The sequence below is a fragment of the Pseudaestuariivita sp. genome (assembly GCF_052825805.1).
The window spans coordinates 162,747-176,221 of sequence record NZ_JBRBVB010000009.1; the positions used below are offsets into that span (position 1 = coordinate 162,747).

A 13,475-nucleotide genomic window follows, 5' to 3' on the forward strand; every position below is an offset into this window, starting at 1 on the left:
ATTTCACCCATCCCGGCTGATCTCGATCACGGTGATTTCCGGGGCCACGCCAAACCGCACCGGCGCAATCGAACACCCGATCCCGCCGGAGACCACCAGATCGCGCCCACCCTCGCGCACATGGCCATAGGCGAAGCGGTTGCCAAAGCGCGACGGCACCATCGGCGACCAGCCAAAGAGGCGCACCTGTCCGCCGTGGGTATGGCCCGACAGCGTGAGCGCCACGCGGTCCGGCACTTCGGCAAAGATGTCGGGCTCATGCGCCATCAGCACACACGGCCTCCCGTCGTCTGCCACCCGCACCATCGTCCCCGGCAGATCATCGAGACCGACCAGCCGCCCGTTCCTTCGGATCGCCAGTTGGTCCTCGAGCCCCGCCAGCCAGATGCCCGAGCCTTCGAGAAAGAGCGCCTCGTTCGAGAGCACCTGTATCCCTACCTCCCCCAGCGCCTGTGCATAGAGGTTTGGCCCGCCGCCCCGGCGCTGTGCGCTCAGGTCATCCCACCAGTCGTGATTGCCCAGCACTGCAAAGACGCCATGACGCGCGCTGAGACCCGCCAGGACCGGCGCGGCGTCGGAAAACTTCACCGGTTTCGACACGAAACTGTGGCTTGCGGAGAAGTCTCCGAGCAGCAGCACAAGATCACCTCCCAGCGCATTGGCGCGCTGCACCACCTGCCGCAGCCTTTTGAGGCCCACGTACGGCTCGCCGAGGTGAATATCGCTGATGACCACAATGCGGAGCGGCGGCGCGCTCCAGTCCGACCTTTGGATTGCCCAACGCTTCACCCTCAGCCGCAAGGCAGGCTCGATGAAAAAGGCGTAGAGCCCAGCAAAAAGGGCCGCCAGCGTCGCCGCCAGCAGCCCTTTGAGAAACCCGCGCCGGGTCATGTGAAACGGGTCACATCACGCACCGCTTACATGCGGCTCGCGACGTTCTCCCAGTTCACCAGCTTGTCGAGGAAGTTCGACAGGTACGCCGGGCGCTTGTTGCGGAAGTCGATGTAGTAGGAGTGCTCCCACACATCACAGCCCAGAAGCGCTGTCTGGCCAAAGCAGAGCGGGTTCACGCCGTTCTCGGTCTTGGTGACCTTGAGGCTGCCATCCGTGTCCTTGACGAGCCATGCCCAGCCTGAGCCGAACTGGCCCGCGCCCGCGGCAGAGAAGTCTTCCTTGAAATTGTCGACCGAGCCAAAGCTCTCGGTCAGGGCCTTTTCCAGCTCGCCCGGCATGGCGCTGTCGCCCGGACCCATCATCTCCCAGAACTGGTTGTGGTTCCAAAGCTGGCTGATGTTGTTGAAGATGCCGTTCTGCGCCACCGCGCCCGCGTCGTAGGTGCCGGTGATGATCTCTTCGAGCGACTTGCCCTCCCACTCGGTGCCCTCGATCGCCTTGTTGCCGTTGGTGACATAGGCGTTGTGGTGCAGGTCGTGGTGATACTCGAGCGTTTCCTTGGACATGCCGTTGTCCGCAAGCGCATCGTGCGCGTAGGGAAGGTCGGGAAGTTCGAATGCCATGGGCGGCCCCTTTCATCTTTTGGGTTCGTTTGACTACTCCATGTGCGCGCTCCAGAGCCCGCGTCAAGGGGCCGCGGGGAAGAATGCCGCGCTGTCGGTCTCCTGCCGGGTCAGTCGACTTCTTTGATCTCGCAGGTGCCGCGGCTGCTATAGCTGCGACCACCACCGGCAAAGCTGACGCGCATCGCCACATCGCCTGTGCCACGCGTAATCGTCGTCCGATACGTCACGCGCAAATTGTGGCCCTGCATCGCGCGCATGCTGTGCGTCCACACAAAGGTCACGTCGTTCCCGCGATCCCGCCCCACACGCACCTCCATCGGCTTTCTGTCGTTGTAGTGCAGGATGATCGGGTCCGAGGCGACCGCCGTCTTCGATCCCGTCTTGTGCCCGACAAAGAGGACTTCGGGGATCCAGTTGGCTGAGATCGGTTTGATCTTGCATGTGTAGGCTGTGGTTGTCGCATGGGCGGCCGGCGCCGCAGCCATCACCGACATCACAGCGAGAATAAGGGAAAGGCGGCGCATGCGCACTCCATTGACACAGTTTGTGTCAGCATACGCCATCCGGGCTTGACCACAACCAACCCGCAGCACGCTGTGCCGCTAAGTCACCCGTGCCAGCCCACGGGCGCGTCCGCGTCGGCAGCGGTGCGCAAAAGCTGCGCGACGTAATCCGCAACCGACCGGAAGCACACCACATGGACCTGCTCGCCCTCGGCCCAGAGCGCCGCTGCCACCTGCGCGAGCCGCGTGCGGCGCAGCGTGCCGTCTGCAAAGGCCGCGCTTCGCAAGTCTGCCGGGGTCAGCTTGCCCAGCACATCGCGCGCCGCAGCGCCTGTCACCGTGAAATACGCCCGCGCGTCCGAGACGTTGACCACCAATGCGTGACACTCCGCCAGAGCGCCCTCGAGGACCGACACCTTGGCCGGCGCGTCGCCATGCGCGCAGAGCAGCAGCGCCTCGTCCGGAGACATCCAGCCCAGCGCCACGTCGCTGCCGCGCACGATCTGGCCCACGCCCGGCATCTCGGTCCCCGTCACGGCCGTCAGCGCGATGATCACCGCCGGATCGCTGAGGTCCGCGCGGATCGTCAGCATGCCCGTCGCTGGCATCTGGCTGACCTCGGCCAACCCCTGCGTCAAAACCACCGCCTTAGACATTCTGCTTCTCCCCCTCGGGGTCATAGAAGACCGGATCGACGATTTTGGCCCTCACAACGCTGCCGCCCGGCACTGGGAAGTCGAGCACTTCGCCCATGCGGTCCGGCCCGTGCCGCACAAGCCCCATGGCAATCCCCTTGCCCAGCGTCGGGGAGTGGTAGGTCGAGGTCACCCGCCCCTGCACGCGCCTCTGGTCGTTGGCATTCCAGCCGTCCTCCACCGCATAGGCGCCATCGGGCAGGACCGAGCCGTCGGTCGTCTCGAGCCCCACCAGCTTCCACCGTGCGGGATCGGCCATGTGGCTGCGCTCCTGCGCGCGCTTGCCGAGGAAGTCGTCCTTCTTCTTGGAGATCGCCCACTGCATGTTCAGGTCCTGCGGGATCACCGTCCCGTCGGTCTCGTCCCCGATCATGATAAAGCCCTTTTCGGCCCGCATGATGTGCAGACATTCCGTGCCATAGGGCATGACGCCGAACTCGGCGCCCGCCTCCATCAGCATCTCCCAGAACTCGAGCCCTCGGCTCGCGTCGACCGCGATCTCGTAGCTGAGCTCGCCGGAAAACGAGATGCGGTAGGCGCGGCAGGGAATCCCGCCGATCTCGCCGTCTTTGAACGCCATGAAGGGCAACGCCTCGGCGCTCACGTCCATCCCGCCCAGCTTTTCCAGCACTTTTCGTGCGTTTGGGCCCACCACGGCAACCTGTGCGAGCTGCTCGGTGGCGTTCACCACCCAAACCTTCCAGTCCCAGAACTCGCATTGCAGCCAGTCTTCCATGTGGCCGTGAATGCGGTCCGCGCCGCCGGTTGTGGTGTGGCAGAGGAAGGTCTCCTCATCCAGCCGCACCACCACCCCATCGTCGATCAGAAAGCCGTTTTCCGAGCACATGAGCCCGTAGCGGCAGCGCCCGGGCTTCAGCGTCGACATCATGTTGGTGTACATCATGTCGAGGAACTTGCCCGCGTCCGGCCCTTTCACGATCAGCTTGCCCAGCGTCGAAGCATCGAGCAGGCCGAGGTTCTGGCGGGTGTTCGTGACCTCCCGCATGACCGCGTCATGGATGCTCTCGCCATCCCGCACATAGGCGTAGGCGCGGCGCCAGGGGCCAACCGGCTCCCACTCCGCGCCGTGTGTGTCGTGCCAGTGGTGCATCGGCGTCTTACGGATCGGCTGAAAGAGCTCCCCCCGCGCCTCGCCCGCGATCGAGCCCATCGAGATGGGTGTGTAGGGCGGGCGGAAGGTCGTCGTGCCCACCGCCGGGATATCCTTGTGCAGCGCATCCGCCAGCACCGCCAGACCGTTGATGTTGCTGAGCTTTCCCTGGTCCGTCGCCATGCCGAGCGTCGTGTAACGCTTGGTGTGCTCGACACTCTCGTAGCCTTCCTGCGCGGCGAGCCGAACGTCTGAGACCTTCACGTCGTTCTGGAAATCGAGCCAGGATTTCGACTGGAGACGCTTTTCAGCACGCGCCGGCATCTGCCAGACGGGGGAGAGCGGCGCTTCGTCCGTCGCTTCCGCCCCTTCGAGGATTTCAGGGAGGGTCAGATCGCCGTTGGCAGCGCCAACACAAGAGACAAACCCCGTGCCATCCGCGCCTGTGGGCGGCTGGGAGGCGTCGGGTTTGAACATCGCGCGGGTCTCGTCCCAGACCAGCTTGCCGCCACAGTGCGACCAGAGGTGCACCACGGGGGACCAGCCACCGGACATGGCAACGGCGTCGCAGGCGATCTCGTCGACGGCGCCCCCATCGGAGTCCATGCGGCAGAGGCCGATCCCGGAGACGCGCTTGCCGCCCATGACCTTGGCAATGGCATGGCCCAGCTCGACACGGGCGCCGCGATTGCGTGCCTCTTCCATCAGAGGGCCTGCGGTCTCGCGCGCATCGGCGATCACGGCGATCTCGACCCCGGCGTCCATGAGCGCAAGCGCCGTGCGGTAGGCGTCGTCGTTGTTCGTCGCAATCGCCACGCGCTGACCGGGCGCGACGCCGTACTCCACGAGGTAGTCGCGCATGGCCGAGGCGAGCATCACGCCGGGGATGTCGTTGCCGGCAAAGGAGAGCGGGCGTTCGATGGCGCCGGTGGCGGTGATGATCTCGCCCGCCCGGATGCGCCAGAGGCGGTGGCGGGGTGCGTCGCTGCCGGGCTGGTGGTCCGCGACCCTCTCGTAGCCCAGCGCGTAGCCGTGATCATAGACCCCTGCCCCCATGGTCCGCGCGCGGAGGCGGACGTTGGGCATGGCCTCGAGCCTCGCGAGGGTGTCTGCGATCCAAGTGGTCACAGGCTTGCCGTTCACCTCGCCACCATCAACCGGCGCGCGGCCGCCCCAGTGCGGGGTCTGCTCGAGAAGGAGGACTTCCTTGCCTGCCTCACCTGCTTTCAAGGCCGCCTGAAGGCCCGCAACGCCGCCGCCGATCACCAGCGTGTCAACGTGGGCGTAGAAGTGCTCGTAGGTGTCCACGTCGCGCGCCTCGGCATCGGGCGCCTTTCCGAGACCTGCGGACTTGCGGATGAACGGCTCGTAGATGTGCTTCCAGAAGGGGCGCGGGTGGATGAACATCTTGTAGTAAAAGCCCGCGGGCAGGAACTTGGAGAGCGCGTTGTTCACCACGCCGATGTCGTGCTCGAGCGACGGGAAGTGATTCTGCGAGGTACACGTCAGCCCATCAAACAGCTCGGTCGTGGTGGCGCGCTGGTTCGGCTCGGCCCGGTCGCCGGTGCCAAGGTTGACCAGAGCATTGGGCTCCTCGGCGCCCGAAGCGACGATCCCGCGGGGGCGGTGATACTTGAACGAGCGCCCGACGAGCATCTGGTCATTGGCCAGAAGCGCCGAGGCGAGCGTGTCACCTTTGTAGCCACGATAGCTCTTTCCGTTGAAGGTAAAGCTGCGCGGTTTGCTGCGGTCGATGTGGCGGCCGCCTTGGGGCAGTCTGTGGCTCATCGTTTTGGACCTTGGCGTGGGTTGTGGGTGCGGGAGCCTCCGGCGGAGGTATTTTTAAACCAGAGAAGCACGGGACGGCGCGTCATTCGGCCATCTCGCGCCAGCTCCAGCCGGGGCGTTTGACGGAGATGGCGTCCTTGACCTCTTGCGGCGGCGCGAGCGTCTGGGCCGGGTACGTGCCGAAGACCTCGAGCGTGCGCGTGCAGCGGACGGCGTGAAAGTACTTGCCGCAGCCGTAGGCGTGGCGCCAGCGCTCGATATGCACGCCCTTGGGGTTCTCGCGCTGGAAGAGGTAGGCGGTGAAATCGGCGTCCGACGCGCCGGGGCCGAAGCGTTTGAGATGCGCCTCGCCCTCGGCGTGGAGTTCGGTTTCGTCGGCCATGACGCCGCAATAGGGGCATTTGAGGGTCAGCATGGGCCATTGTCCTCGGCTGGGCGGAACGCAAAAAATCCGGCGCTCGGGCAGGAGCGCCGGATCGGTGTCATCGCGGGTGCGCGGTGGGGCGCGCGGGTTTTGTTATTCGCCTTCGGCTGCGCCGGCAGCGGCGCCAGCCGCGCCTTCGACCGCGTCAGCTGCGCCTTCGATGCTGATCGTGACGTCGGAGCTTTCGCCGCCCGAGGGGAGCGCGCCGCCAAAGACGACATAGGCGAGGATGCCGAGCACAACGACGACGGCGCCGAGGATGAAGGCCATGCCGTTGCCGCCCCCGGTCTTTTCGGTGGTTGTGTGGTGCGAGCTGGTGTTGTGTGCGTCGGCCATGTCGGGCCTCCTTTCGTGTCTTTGGTTGGCGACACAACGGGGAGGGGCCGGGGGGCGTTCCGAAGTTTTTGGGGGGTATTGTGGTGGGCGCGCTCAGTTGGGAGCGTGCGTTGGTTAGGTTGGGTGATGCCGTGGCGCATGGCTTTGATAAGGGCAAATAAATCAGAAACTGATGCGTGTCGGCAATTTACAGAGCACATGCGGTTGAGATGCGCAGCGCGCAGCGCGCGGAGTCCGGACTTGTCGGCAATGACGCCGCAGTGGTGGAATTTGACGGTTAGCATTGATTGACCCCGCAGTTCCACAGGTGTGCGACAAACCAGTCACCGTAGCCCCACTGAACAGTAGCGGGCACAAGCAAGGCACACTCCAGATAAACCAAGTAATCCAGTTCGTCTGAGGTGCGATTCATCTCTTCCAGTGATCTAAGCGTCCAAGCGTCAATGGTGCCTATATTGTGCCGAATTGGTGCTCTGACATTACGCTCCATTTCCGCATCGTCTGGTAGTTGGCGAGAATTGAATAAAGTGGCGATCTTTTCTAAAAGTTGTATTTCGAGTGCTTTTGTAGTCGACCACACGTATGAGCGAAGGCTATGGATGAGAGCTGCATTCGCATAGCCTCGATGTCGATTTCGCTGTACAGAAATTAAAGCGAACCCAACTAAAGTTGTCGCAACACCTAGTGCTCCTGCTCTAGAAAAAGCTTCAGGATCGCGCTGGCTCGCAGAAACCGCTGTAAGAAAAATCCAAACTGCTCCTAGGATCACACAGCTAAAGAGAGCCAGCTTTTTTGACTTTTGAGAAGGAGCAATGGGAAGTGTCGACGTGAGTGGGTCTACAGAGTATCCAGAGTTCAATGCGCCACCCCCGCAGCAACGGACTCGTCGATGAACCGCCCTTCGGTGAAGCGATCCAAACCAAACTCCTTTGTCAGAGGCGAGGAGCCTTTGGCCATCAGCTCGGCAAAGCCCCAGCCGCTGCCGGGGATGGCTTTGAAGCCGCCGGTGCCCCAGCCGCAGTTGATGAAGCATCCCTCGAGAGGCGTCTTGGACAGGATGGGGGAGCGGTCACCCGTGACGTCGACGATGCCGCCCCAGTGGCGGAGCATCTTGAGCCGGGAGATCATCGGGAAGGTTTCGATGAGCGCCCTCACCGTCTCCTCGAGGTGGTGGAACGAGCCGCGCTGGGTGTAGGCGTTGTAGCCGTCGGTGCCGCCGCCGATCACCATCTCGCCCTTGTCGGATTGGCTCATATAGCCGTGCACGGTGTTGGCCATGATGACCACGTCCATGCAGGGTTTGATCGGCTCGGAGACGAGTGCCTGCAGCGGGACGCTTTCGATGGGCAGGCGGAAGCCGGCCATGTCTGCGACGACGCCCGAGTGACCCGCGACGACGACGCCGAGTTTCTGGCAGCCGATGGGGCCCTTGGTGGTCTCGACGCCGGTGACCTTGCCGCCTTCGGAGCGGACGGCGGTCACTTCGCATTGCTGGATGATGTGCATGCCCATGTCGGTGCAGGCGCGGGCGTATCCCCAGGCGACCGCGTCGTGCCGGGCGGTGCCGCCGCGGGGCTGCCAGAGCGCGCCCATGACGGGGTAGCGGGGGCCTTTGAGCTCGATGATCGGGCAGAGCTCCTTGACGCGCTGGGGGCCGATGAACTCGGTCTCGACGCCCTGGAGGTTGTTGGCAAAGGCGGTGCGCTGGTATCCGCGGACCTCGTGGTGGGTCTGGGCGAGCATCATGACGCCGCGGGGGCTGAACATGATGTTGTAGTTGAGGTCCTGGCTGAGCGTCTCGTAGAGCGAGCGGGATTTCTCGTAGATCGCTGCCGACGCGTCCTGGAGGTAGTTCGAGCGGATGATCGTCGTGTTGCGCCCGGTGTTGCCGCCGCCAAGCCATCCCTTTTCGAGGATCGCGACGTTGGTGATGCCGAAGCGCTTGCCGAGGTAGTAGGCGGTGGCGAGGCCATGTCCGCCGGCGCCGATGATGATCACGTCATACGAGGGGCGCGGCTCGGGCGCTCCCCAGGCGCGACCCCAGCCGGTGTGGGACCGCAGCGCCTCGCGGGCGATGGCAAAGGCCGAATAGCGTTTCATCGTGCACTCCCGTCATGTGCCGGCGCGGTCCGCATTTCCCGGGCCGGCCCATGTGTGATCTGATGCCAAAACCCGGCGCGCGTCAGGTGACGCCATGCGGCATCCAGCGCGTTCTTAGCGACATCACCTTTTGTCGCAATTGGGCGCTGCGCCGCACTTGTCCCTTTTGCCGCGCCGGCAGGCACATTAGGTACCTGCGGGACGGCACGCAAAGGGTTTGGGCGCAAGATGGCATTTTGGGGATTCTGGCTGGCGACGGGGCTGCTTGTGCTGGTGGCCTGCGCGATCGTGGTGCTCGCGCTGCGGCGCGGGTCCGATGAGGGCGCGCAGGACTTTGACGTGCAGGTCTACCGCGACCAGCTGACGGAGGTGGACCGGGATCTCGCGCGCGGCGTGCTGGGCGCAGAGGATGCCGAGCGCGTGCGGACGGAGATCTCGCGCCGCATCCTCGCCGCCGACGCCGGGCGACAGGGGCTGAACGCAGGGCCGTCCAGCTCCGTCAACTGGGCGGTGGGCGGCGTGCTGGCCTGCGCGATTGCCGGCGGGACCTATTACACCTACGTGACCATCGGCGCGCCGGGGTACGGCGATTTCGGCCTCGAGCACCGTCTGGCGCTGGCCGCCGAGTTCAAGGAGACGCGCCCCTCGCAGGCGGAGGCGGAGGCGGACATTCCGCCGCCAGCCGTCGTCGATGCTTCCGAGCAAGTGCTGGGTCTTGTGCAGCAGCTGCGGGAGGTCGTGGCGGACCGACCGACGGACCTGCGCGGGCACCAGCTGCTGGTGCAGTACGAGGGCGCCCTGGGCAATTATCGAGCCGCCTATGAGGCGCAGGACAAGGTGCTGGAGATCAAGGGCGACGCGGTCACCGCCGCCGATATCGCGACCAAGGCGGAGCTGATGATCCTGGCCGCGGGTGAGTATGTCTCGCCGGAGGCCGAGGCGGTGCTGAACGAGGCGCTGACGCTGAATTCGACGCTGGGCTCGGCGCGGTACTACTACGGGTTGATGTACCTGCAGACGGGTCGTGCGGATTTGACCTTCCGGTTCTGGTCGGACCTTCTGGAGCGCGGGCCAGAGGAGGCGCCTTGGATCCCGCCCATCCGCGCACAGATCGAGAGCATCGCCGCGCAGGCCGGCGAGCGCTACACACCCCCTGCCCCGGACCGCGACCTGCGTGGGCCGACCCAGGACGACATCGACGCTGCCGAAGACCTCACGCCGGAAGAGCGGATGGAGATGATCCGCGGCATGGTCGGGCGCCTGTCGGACAAGCTCGCCACCGAAGGCGGCACGCCGCAGGAATGGGCGCAGCTCATCCGCTCGCTGGTTGTGATCGGCGACATAGGGCAGGCCCGCGCGGTCTGGGACAATGCGCAGGAGGTCTTTGCGGACACGCCGGGCGCCCTGGTGCCGATCCAGCGCGCGGCGCAGCTTTCGGGGATCGACTGATGCTCTTCGAAGACCCGGCGGAGTTCGCGGCAGCGGTGCCTCAGGGGCGCGCGCTGATGGGCCTCGATCTGGGGGAAAAGACCATTGGGCTGGCGCTCTCGGACCGGCTTTTGTCGACGGCCACGCCCGTGCACGTGATCCGGCGCAAGAAGTTCACGACCGACGCGCGAGAGCTGATCCAGTGGATTGGCGCGCGCGAGGTTGGCGGGCTCGTCATGGGCCTTCCGCGCAACATGGACGGCTCCGAAGGGCCGCGCTGCCAGAAGGCGCGCGCCTTCCTGCGCAACCTCACGCCTCTGACGGACCTGCCGATGACGCTTTGGGACGAGAGGCTCAGCACCGTGGCCGCCGAGCGCGCGCTTTTGGAGGCGGATACGTCGCGAAAACGTCGCGCGGAGGTTATCGATCAAGTCGCGGCGGCGTATATCCTGCAAGGGGCGCTCGACCGGCTGGCGCATATCCGAAAGGACACACCGTGAGCGACGACGTCTGGAAACGGGACGAAATCCAGAGCCCCTGCGTCAAGATCTGCGTGATCGAGCCAAGCTCGCGCCTCTGCGCGGGGTGCCTGCGCTCGATCGACGAGATCGGCGCATGGTCACGCTATTCTCACGAAGAGCGTGCCGCGATCATGTCCGACCTGCCTGGCCGCGCCGGTCGGCTCAAGAAACGCCGCGGCGGGCGCGCGGCCCGGCTTTCGAAACGGGCGGTCTGAGGCGCCAGCACTGTTTCCGCTCGGAAAAAGTGCGCCCCGTCACGTCCAGCGCCGCGCGCCTGATCCGTCAGAGCCGAGGGTGTCGTCCTTGTTGTAGAGCGGGCAGCTTTCGAGGCTGAGGCAGCCGCAGCCGATGCAATGGTCCATGTGGCCCGCGAGCTTTTCCATCAGGGCGATCCGCGTGCGCAGCCTGTCCTGCCAGAGGGCGCCGACCCGCGCCCAGTCCCTGGCTGTGACCGCGCGGGTGCGTGGGAGCGTGTCCAGCACCTCCTTGACCTCGCTCAAAGGGATCCCCACCTGCTGCGCCACGCGGATGATCGACAGGCGCCTGAGCTCGCGCCGATCATAGCGGCGGTGGTTGGCATCCGTGCGCCAACTCTCGATCAGGCCCTCGGCCTCGTAATAATGCAGCGTGGAGACCGGCACCCCAGCCCGCTCCGCCATAGCGCCCACGCTCAGGTCATTCGGGACTGCGCGTTTGTTCGATTTTTTCGCCATCTTTCGCTTGACCTCAAGTTCGCTTGAGGGATTACCAACAGTGCATCCCTGCGCCTGTCAAGAAGGACAATGACGATGCAAAACCCTCTCGCCTGGCTTCTGCGCCGCGAAGACCTCATCCGCAAACGCCGCCACATGGACGCGCTGCGTGCCGACCCGCATCTGGCGCGGGACATCGGGCTCAGCGGGCCTTGGACTTGGCGCTGAGTGCCTCCTGTCCTGGGCCTGACCCGGGACCTCTTGCTCCACTCCCGGCTTTGCGCGACGCTGCGCCGACCCCGGAGCGGAGAGAGACATGCCCAAAGGATACTGGATCGCCCATGGCGACGTGCACGACGCGGACGCCTACGAGCTTTACAAGGCGGCCAACGCCGCGCCGCTTGCGGAATACGGCGGCACGTTCCTCGTGCGCGGCGGCGTGCGAAAGCTGGCCGAGGGCGCGGCGCGCGGGCGCACTGTCGTCATCGCGTTTCCCAGCTACCAGGCGGCGCTCGATTGCTACAACTCGCCCGGCTACCAAAAGGCCATCGCCCTGCGGCAGGGCATCGCGGAGAGCGATCTGGTGATCTGCGAGGGGTACGAGGGATGATCCTCGACCGGTTCCGCGCGCTTTTTGCCCATCCCGCGCCCGAGCCCTTGCCGGAGCCAGACGCGCGCCTCGCTCTGGGAGCGCTCCTCGTGCGCGTGGCCAAGTCCGACACGACCTACCGCGTCGCGGAAATCCAGCAGATCGACCGCATCCTTGCGCTGCGCAACGCGCTTGGCCCGATCGAGGCCGCCAAGCTGCGCGCAACGTGTGAAAAGATCGAAGCCGAGGCGCCCGAGACCGAAGAATTCGCCGCGCTCATCCGCGAGACCGTGCCCTACCCCGAACGGGTCGGCGCAGTGCAGGCGCTCTGGCAGGTCGTGCTCGCCGACGGGGTGCGCCACGAAAACGAAGAGGCGCTGGTCAGCCTGATCGAAGGCACCCTTGGCGTCTCCCGCGCCGACAGCGCCGCGGCCCGGGCGGAGGTCATGGGGTAAGGCGTCGCGCGCAACTCGCCCCTTGGCAGACCGCCCGCACACGCCTACCTGCTATGCCATGTTCGAAGCGCTTCTCTCCCGCCTGACCGGCCCCGCCCCCGATCCCCTGCCCGACGCGGATGCGCGGCTGGCGCTTTCCGCCCTGCTTGTGCGTGTGGCGCGCACCGATGGCGAGTATTCTGGCGCCGAGAAGGAGCGCATCGGCAAGATCATCGCAGCGCGCTACAAACTCTCCCCGTTCGAGGCGCAAAAGCTGCAGTCTGAGGCGGAAACGCTCGAGGGCGAGGCGCCCGACACCGTGCGCTTTACCCGCGCGATCAAGGACGTCGTGCCCTACGACGAGCGCATCGCGGTGATCGAGGCGCTCTGGCAGGTGGTGCTCGCCGATGGCGACCGTGCGGCGGAGGAAGACGCGCTCCTGCGGCTGGTCGCCTCACTGCTTGGGGTCAACGACCGCGATTCGAACATGGCGCGGCAGCGCGTCGCCGGCTAGGCCATGGGCGCCTTTCCGATGTACATGCGCCCCGAGACGGAGGCCGCGCACCAGGTCTTTTGGGATCACATCAGCGACGCCCTGCGCGAGGCCCGCACGCCGCTCGCGCGGCCGCAGCACCTGATGGGCACTTGGCGGGACCGCGGGCTGGTGCTGTCGCAGACCTGCAGCCTGCCCTACCGCTGGTCGCTGGCAGAGTACGTCGACCTGGTCGGCACACCGGATTATGGCCTCGCGGGGTGCCCGCCGGGCTACTACCGGTCAATGCTGGTGGGATTGCCGCAGCTTCGCGGGACAGGGCCAGAGGATTGGGCCGACCTGCGCCTTGCGCTCAACAGCTATGACAGCCAGTCGGGCCTCGCGGCGCCGACGCTCCACCTCGCGGCGCACGGGCTGGCGTTCACCAAATCACTGAAGACCGGCGCGCATGTCGCCTCGGCGCAGGCGGTGATCGACGGCAAAGCCGGGATCGCAGCGATCGATGCGCACACCTGGCGGCTCCTGGAACGGTACGAGCCTGACCTCACCGCGCGGCTGATCGTTCTGGACTTGACGGAGCCGACGCCGGGCCTTCCCTTCATCACCGCCAAGGGCAAAGGCGCAAAAGTCCGCGCGGCGGTCGAAACCGCGCTTGAAACCATCCCGGAGGAGACGCGGCACGCGCTCGATCTCAAGGGCCTGATCCAGATCCCCAAAGAGACCTACCTCGCCTTGCCGAACCCTCCCAGCGTCGCGGATGACCCAGCGTTCGCCGATCTGGACAAGCCTGTCTGATCACGCGATAGTCCGCGGCTGAACCCGTCCGCACATCCGCAGGATA

At 65.5% G+C, this 13,475-nt stretch carries 17 protein-coding genes; 8 read left to right on the forward strand and 9 right to left on the reverse strand.

Going from position 1 to position 13,475, the window contains the following annotated elements; genetic code table 11:
- Positions 1-3 precede the first annotated feature (3 nt).
- The 8 genes from ACU0B3_RS11240 to ACU0B3_RS11275 all read right to left on the reverse strand — a co-directional run bounded on the left by ACU0B3_RS11240 (position 4) and on the right by ACU0B3_RS11275 (position 8,477).
- Positions 4-891, reverse strand: coding sequence for a metallophosphoesterase (locus tag ACU0B3_RS11240; RefSeq protein ID WP_446260944.1), 888 nt, complete (start codon positions 889-891; stop codon positions 4-6).
- Positions 892-917: 26 nt separating this feature from the next.
- Positions 918-1,517, reverse strand: a complete 600-nt coding sequence (locus ACU0B3_RS11245; protein WP_446260945.1) for a superoxide dismutase — start codon at positions 1,515-1,517, stop codon at positions 918-920.
- A gap of 110 nt (positions 1,518-1,627) precedes the next feature.
- The gene (locus ACU0B3_RS11250; protein WP_446260946.1) at positions 1,628-2,044 is read right to left on the reverse strand and encodes a hypothetical protein; all 417 of its coding nucleotides are present in this window, start codon (positions 2,042-2,044) and stop codon (positions 1,628-1,630) included.
- Between the two features lie 83 nt (positions 2,045-2,127).
- Positions 2,128-2,679 carry a sarcosine oxidase subunit gamma gene (locus ACU0B3_RS11255; protein ID WP_446260947.1) on the reverse strand — a complete coding sequence of 184 codons (552 nt, stop codon included), beginning with the start codon at positions 2,677-2,679 and terminating at the stop codon, positions 2,128-2,130.
- Positions 2,672-5,617 carry a sarcosine oxidase subunit alpha family protein gene (locus ACU0B3_RS11260; protein ID WP_446260948.1) on the reverse strand — a complete coding sequence of 982 codons (2,946 nt, stop codon included), beginning with the start codon at positions 5,615-5,617 and terminating at the stop codon, positions 2,672-2,674. Before ACU0B3_RS11260 ends, ACU0B3_RS11255 begins: the two co-directional genes overlap by 8 nt.
- 82 nt (positions 5,618-5,699) lie before the next feature.
- A complete protein-coding gene (locus ACU0B3_RS11265; protein ID WP_446260949.1) occupies positions 5,700-6,032 on the reverse strand; it encodes a sarcosine oxidase subunit delta in 333 nt (110 codons plus the stop codon).
- A 102-nt stretch (positions 6,033-6,134) separates the two neighbouring features.
- Positions 6,135-6,377, reverse strand: coding sequence for a hypothetical protein (locus ACU0B3_RS11270; RefSeq protein WP_446260950.1), 243 nt, complete (start codon positions 6,375-6,377; stop codon positions 6,135-6,137).
- 855 nt (positions 6,378-7,232) lie between these two features.
- Entirely contained in the window at positions 7,233-8,477 is a 1,245-nt protein-coding gene (locus ACU0B3_RS11275; protein WP_446260951.1) for a sarcosine oxidase subunit beta family protein, read from the reverse strand.
- Positions 8,478-8,705: 228 nt separating this feature from the next.
- Here ACU0B3_RS11275 and ccmI point away from each other — a divergent pair, with 228 nt between their 5' ends.
- Genes ccmI through ACU0B3_RS11290 form a run of 3 tightly spaced genes read left to right on the forward strand, consistent with a single transcriptional unit; the run spans position 8,706 to position 10,641 of the window.
- On the forward strand, positions 8,706-9,926 hold the full coding sequence (gene ccmI / locus ACU0B3_RS11280; protein WP_446260952.1) for a c-type cytochrome biogenesis protein CcmI: 1,221 nt from the start codon (positions 8,706-8,708) through the stop codon (positions 9,924-9,926).
- Positions 9,926-10,405 carry a Holliday junction resolvase RuvX gene (gene ruvX, locus ACU0B3_RS11285; protein WP_446260953.1) on the forward strand — a complete coding sequence of 160 codons (480 nt, stop codon included), beginning with the start codon at positions 9,926-9,928 and terminating at the stop codon, positions 10,403-10,405. Before ccmI ends, ruvX begins: the two co-directional genes overlap by 1 nt.
- The gene (locus ACU0B3_RS11290; protein ID WP_446260954.1) at positions 10,402-10,641 is read left to right on the forward strand and encodes a DUF1289 domain-containing protein; all 240 of its coding nucleotides are present in this window, start codon (positions 10,402-10,404) and stop codon (positions 10,639-10,641) included. Before ruvX ends, ACU0B3_RS11290 begins: the two co-directional genes overlap by 4 nt.
- A 39-nt stretch (positions 10,642-10,680) precedes the next feature.
- Here the strand turns inward: ACU0B3_RS11290 and soxR are convergent, their stop codons facing one another.
- Positions 10,681-11,139 (reverse strand): redox-sensitive transcriptional activator SoxR, encoded by a 459-nt coding sequence (gene soxR, locus ACU0B3_RS11295; RefSeq protein WP_446260955.1) that lies wholly within the window; start codon positions 11,137-11,139, stop codon positions 10,681-10,683.
- A gap of 75 nt (positions 11,140-11,214) precedes the next feature.
- Between soxR and ACU0B3_RS11300 the strand changes: the two genes are divergently transcribed.
- From ACU0B3_RS11300 to ACU0B3_RS11320, 5 genes are all read left to right on the forward strand, one after another.
- A complete protein-coding gene (locus ACU0B3_RS11300; RefSeq protein ID WP_446260956.1) occupies positions 11,215-11,346 on the forward strand; it encodes a hypothetical protein in 132 nt (43 codons plus the stop codon).
- An 88-nt stretch (positions 11,347-11,434) separates the two neighbouring features.
- A complete protein-coding gene (locus ACU0B3_RS11305; RefSeq protein ID WP_446260957.1) occupies positions 11,435-11,728 on the forward strand; it encodes a DUF1330 domain-containing protein in 294 nt (97 codons plus the stop codon).
- Positions 11,725-12,162 carry a tellurite resistance TerB family protein gene (locus ACU0B3_RS11310; RefSeq protein ID WP_446260958.1) on the forward strand — a complete coding sequence of 146 codons (438 nt, stop codon included), beginning with the start codon at positions 11,725-11,727 and terminating at the stop codon, positions 12,160-12,162. The genes ACU0B3_RS11305 and ACU0B3_RS11310 overlap by 4 nt, the downstream gene beginning before the upstream one ends.
- A gap of 58 nt (positions 12,163-12,220) precedes the next feature.
- Complete coding sequence (locus ACU0B3_RS11315; RefSeq protein WP_446260959.1) at positions 12,221-12,655, forward strand: tellurite resistance TerB family protein; 435 nt, start codon at positions 12,221-12,223, stop codon at positions 12,653-12,655.
- Between the two features lie 3 nt (positions 12,656-12,658).
- Complete coding sequence (locus ACU0B3_RS11320) at positions 12,659-13,429, forward strand: phosphate/phosphite/phosphonate ABC transporter substrate-binding protein (RefSeq protein ID WP_446260960.1); 771 nt, start codon at positions 12,659-12,661, stop codon at positions 13,427-13,429.
- The last annotated feature ends 46 nt before the right edge of the window (positions 13,430-13,475 follow it).

What these genes read in the sequence shown, in the direction of transcription:
- ACU0B3_RS11310 (WP_446260958.1), top strand. Translation starts at nt 11,725, where the DNA reads ATGATCCTCGACCGGTTCCGCGCGCTTTTTGCCCATCCCGCGCCCGAG.
- ACU0B3_RS11255 (WP_446260947.1), bottom strand. Translation starts at nt 2,679, where the DNA reads ATGTCTAAGGCGGTGGTTTTGACGCAGGGGTTGGCCGAGGTCAGCCAG.
- ACU0B3_RS11270 (WP_446260950.1), bottom strand. Translation starts at nt 6,377, where the DNA reads ATGGCCGACGCACACAACACCAGCTCGCACCACACAACCACCGAAAAG.
- ACU0B3_RS11240 (WP_446260944.1), bottom strand. Translation starts at nt 891, where the DNA reads ATGACCCGGCGCGGGTTTCTCAAAGGGCTGCTGGCGGCGACGCTGGCG.
- ruvX (WP_446260953.1), top strand. Translation starts at nt 9,926, where the DNA reads ATGCTCTTCGAAGACCCGGCGGAGTTCGCGGCAGCGGTGCCTCAGGGG.
- ACU0B3_RS11265 (WP_446260949.1), bottom strand. Translation starts at nt 6,032, where the DNA reads ATGCTGACCCTCAAATGCCCCTATTGCGGCGTCATGGCCGACGAAACC.
- soxR (WP_446260955.1), bottom strand. Translation starts at nt 11,139, where the DNA reads ATGGCGAAAAAATCGAACAAACGCGCAGTCCCGAATGACCTGAGCGTG.
- ACU0B3_RS11300 (WP_446260956.1), top strand. Translation starts at nt 11,215, where the DNA reads ATGCAAAACCCTCTCGCCTGGCTTCTGCGCCGCGAAGACCTCATCCGC.
- ACU0B3_RS11245 (WP_446260945.1), bottom strand. Translation starts at nt 1,517, where the DNA reads ATGGCATTCGAACTTCCCGACCTTCCCTACGCGCACGATGCGCTTGCG.
- ACU0B3_RS11320 (WP_446260960.1), top strand. Translation starts at nt 12,659, where the DNA reads ATGGGCGCCTTTCCGATGTACATGCGCCCCGAGACGGAGGCCGCGCAC.
- ACU0B3_RS11250 (WP_446260946.1), bottom strand. Translation starts at nt 2,044, where the DNA reads ATGCGCCGCCTTTCCCTTATTCTCGCTGTGATGTCGGTGATGGCTGCG.
- ACU0B3_RS11315 (WP_446260959.1), top strand. Translation starts at nt 12,221, where the DNA reads ATGTTCGAAGCGCTTCTCTCCCGCCTGACCGGCCCCGCCCCCGATCCC.
- ACU0B3_RS11275 (WP_446260951.1), bottom strand. Translation starts at nt 8,477, where the DNA reads ATGAAACGCTATTCGGCCTTTGCCATCGCCCGCGAGGCGCTGCGGTCC.
- ACU0B3_RS11305 (WP_446260957.1), top strand. Translation starts at nt 11,435, where the DNA reads ATGCCCAAAGGATACTGGATCGCCCATGGCGACGTGCACGACGCGGAC.
- ACU0B3_RS11260 (WP_446260948.1), bottom strand. Translation starts at nt 5,617, where the DNA reads ATGAGCCACAGACTGCCCCAAGGCGGCCGCCACATCGACCGCAGCAAA.
- ccmI (WP_446260952.1), top strand. Translation starts at nt 8,706, where the DNA reads ATGGCATTTTGGGGATTCTGGCTGGCGACGGGGCTGCTTGTGCTGGTG.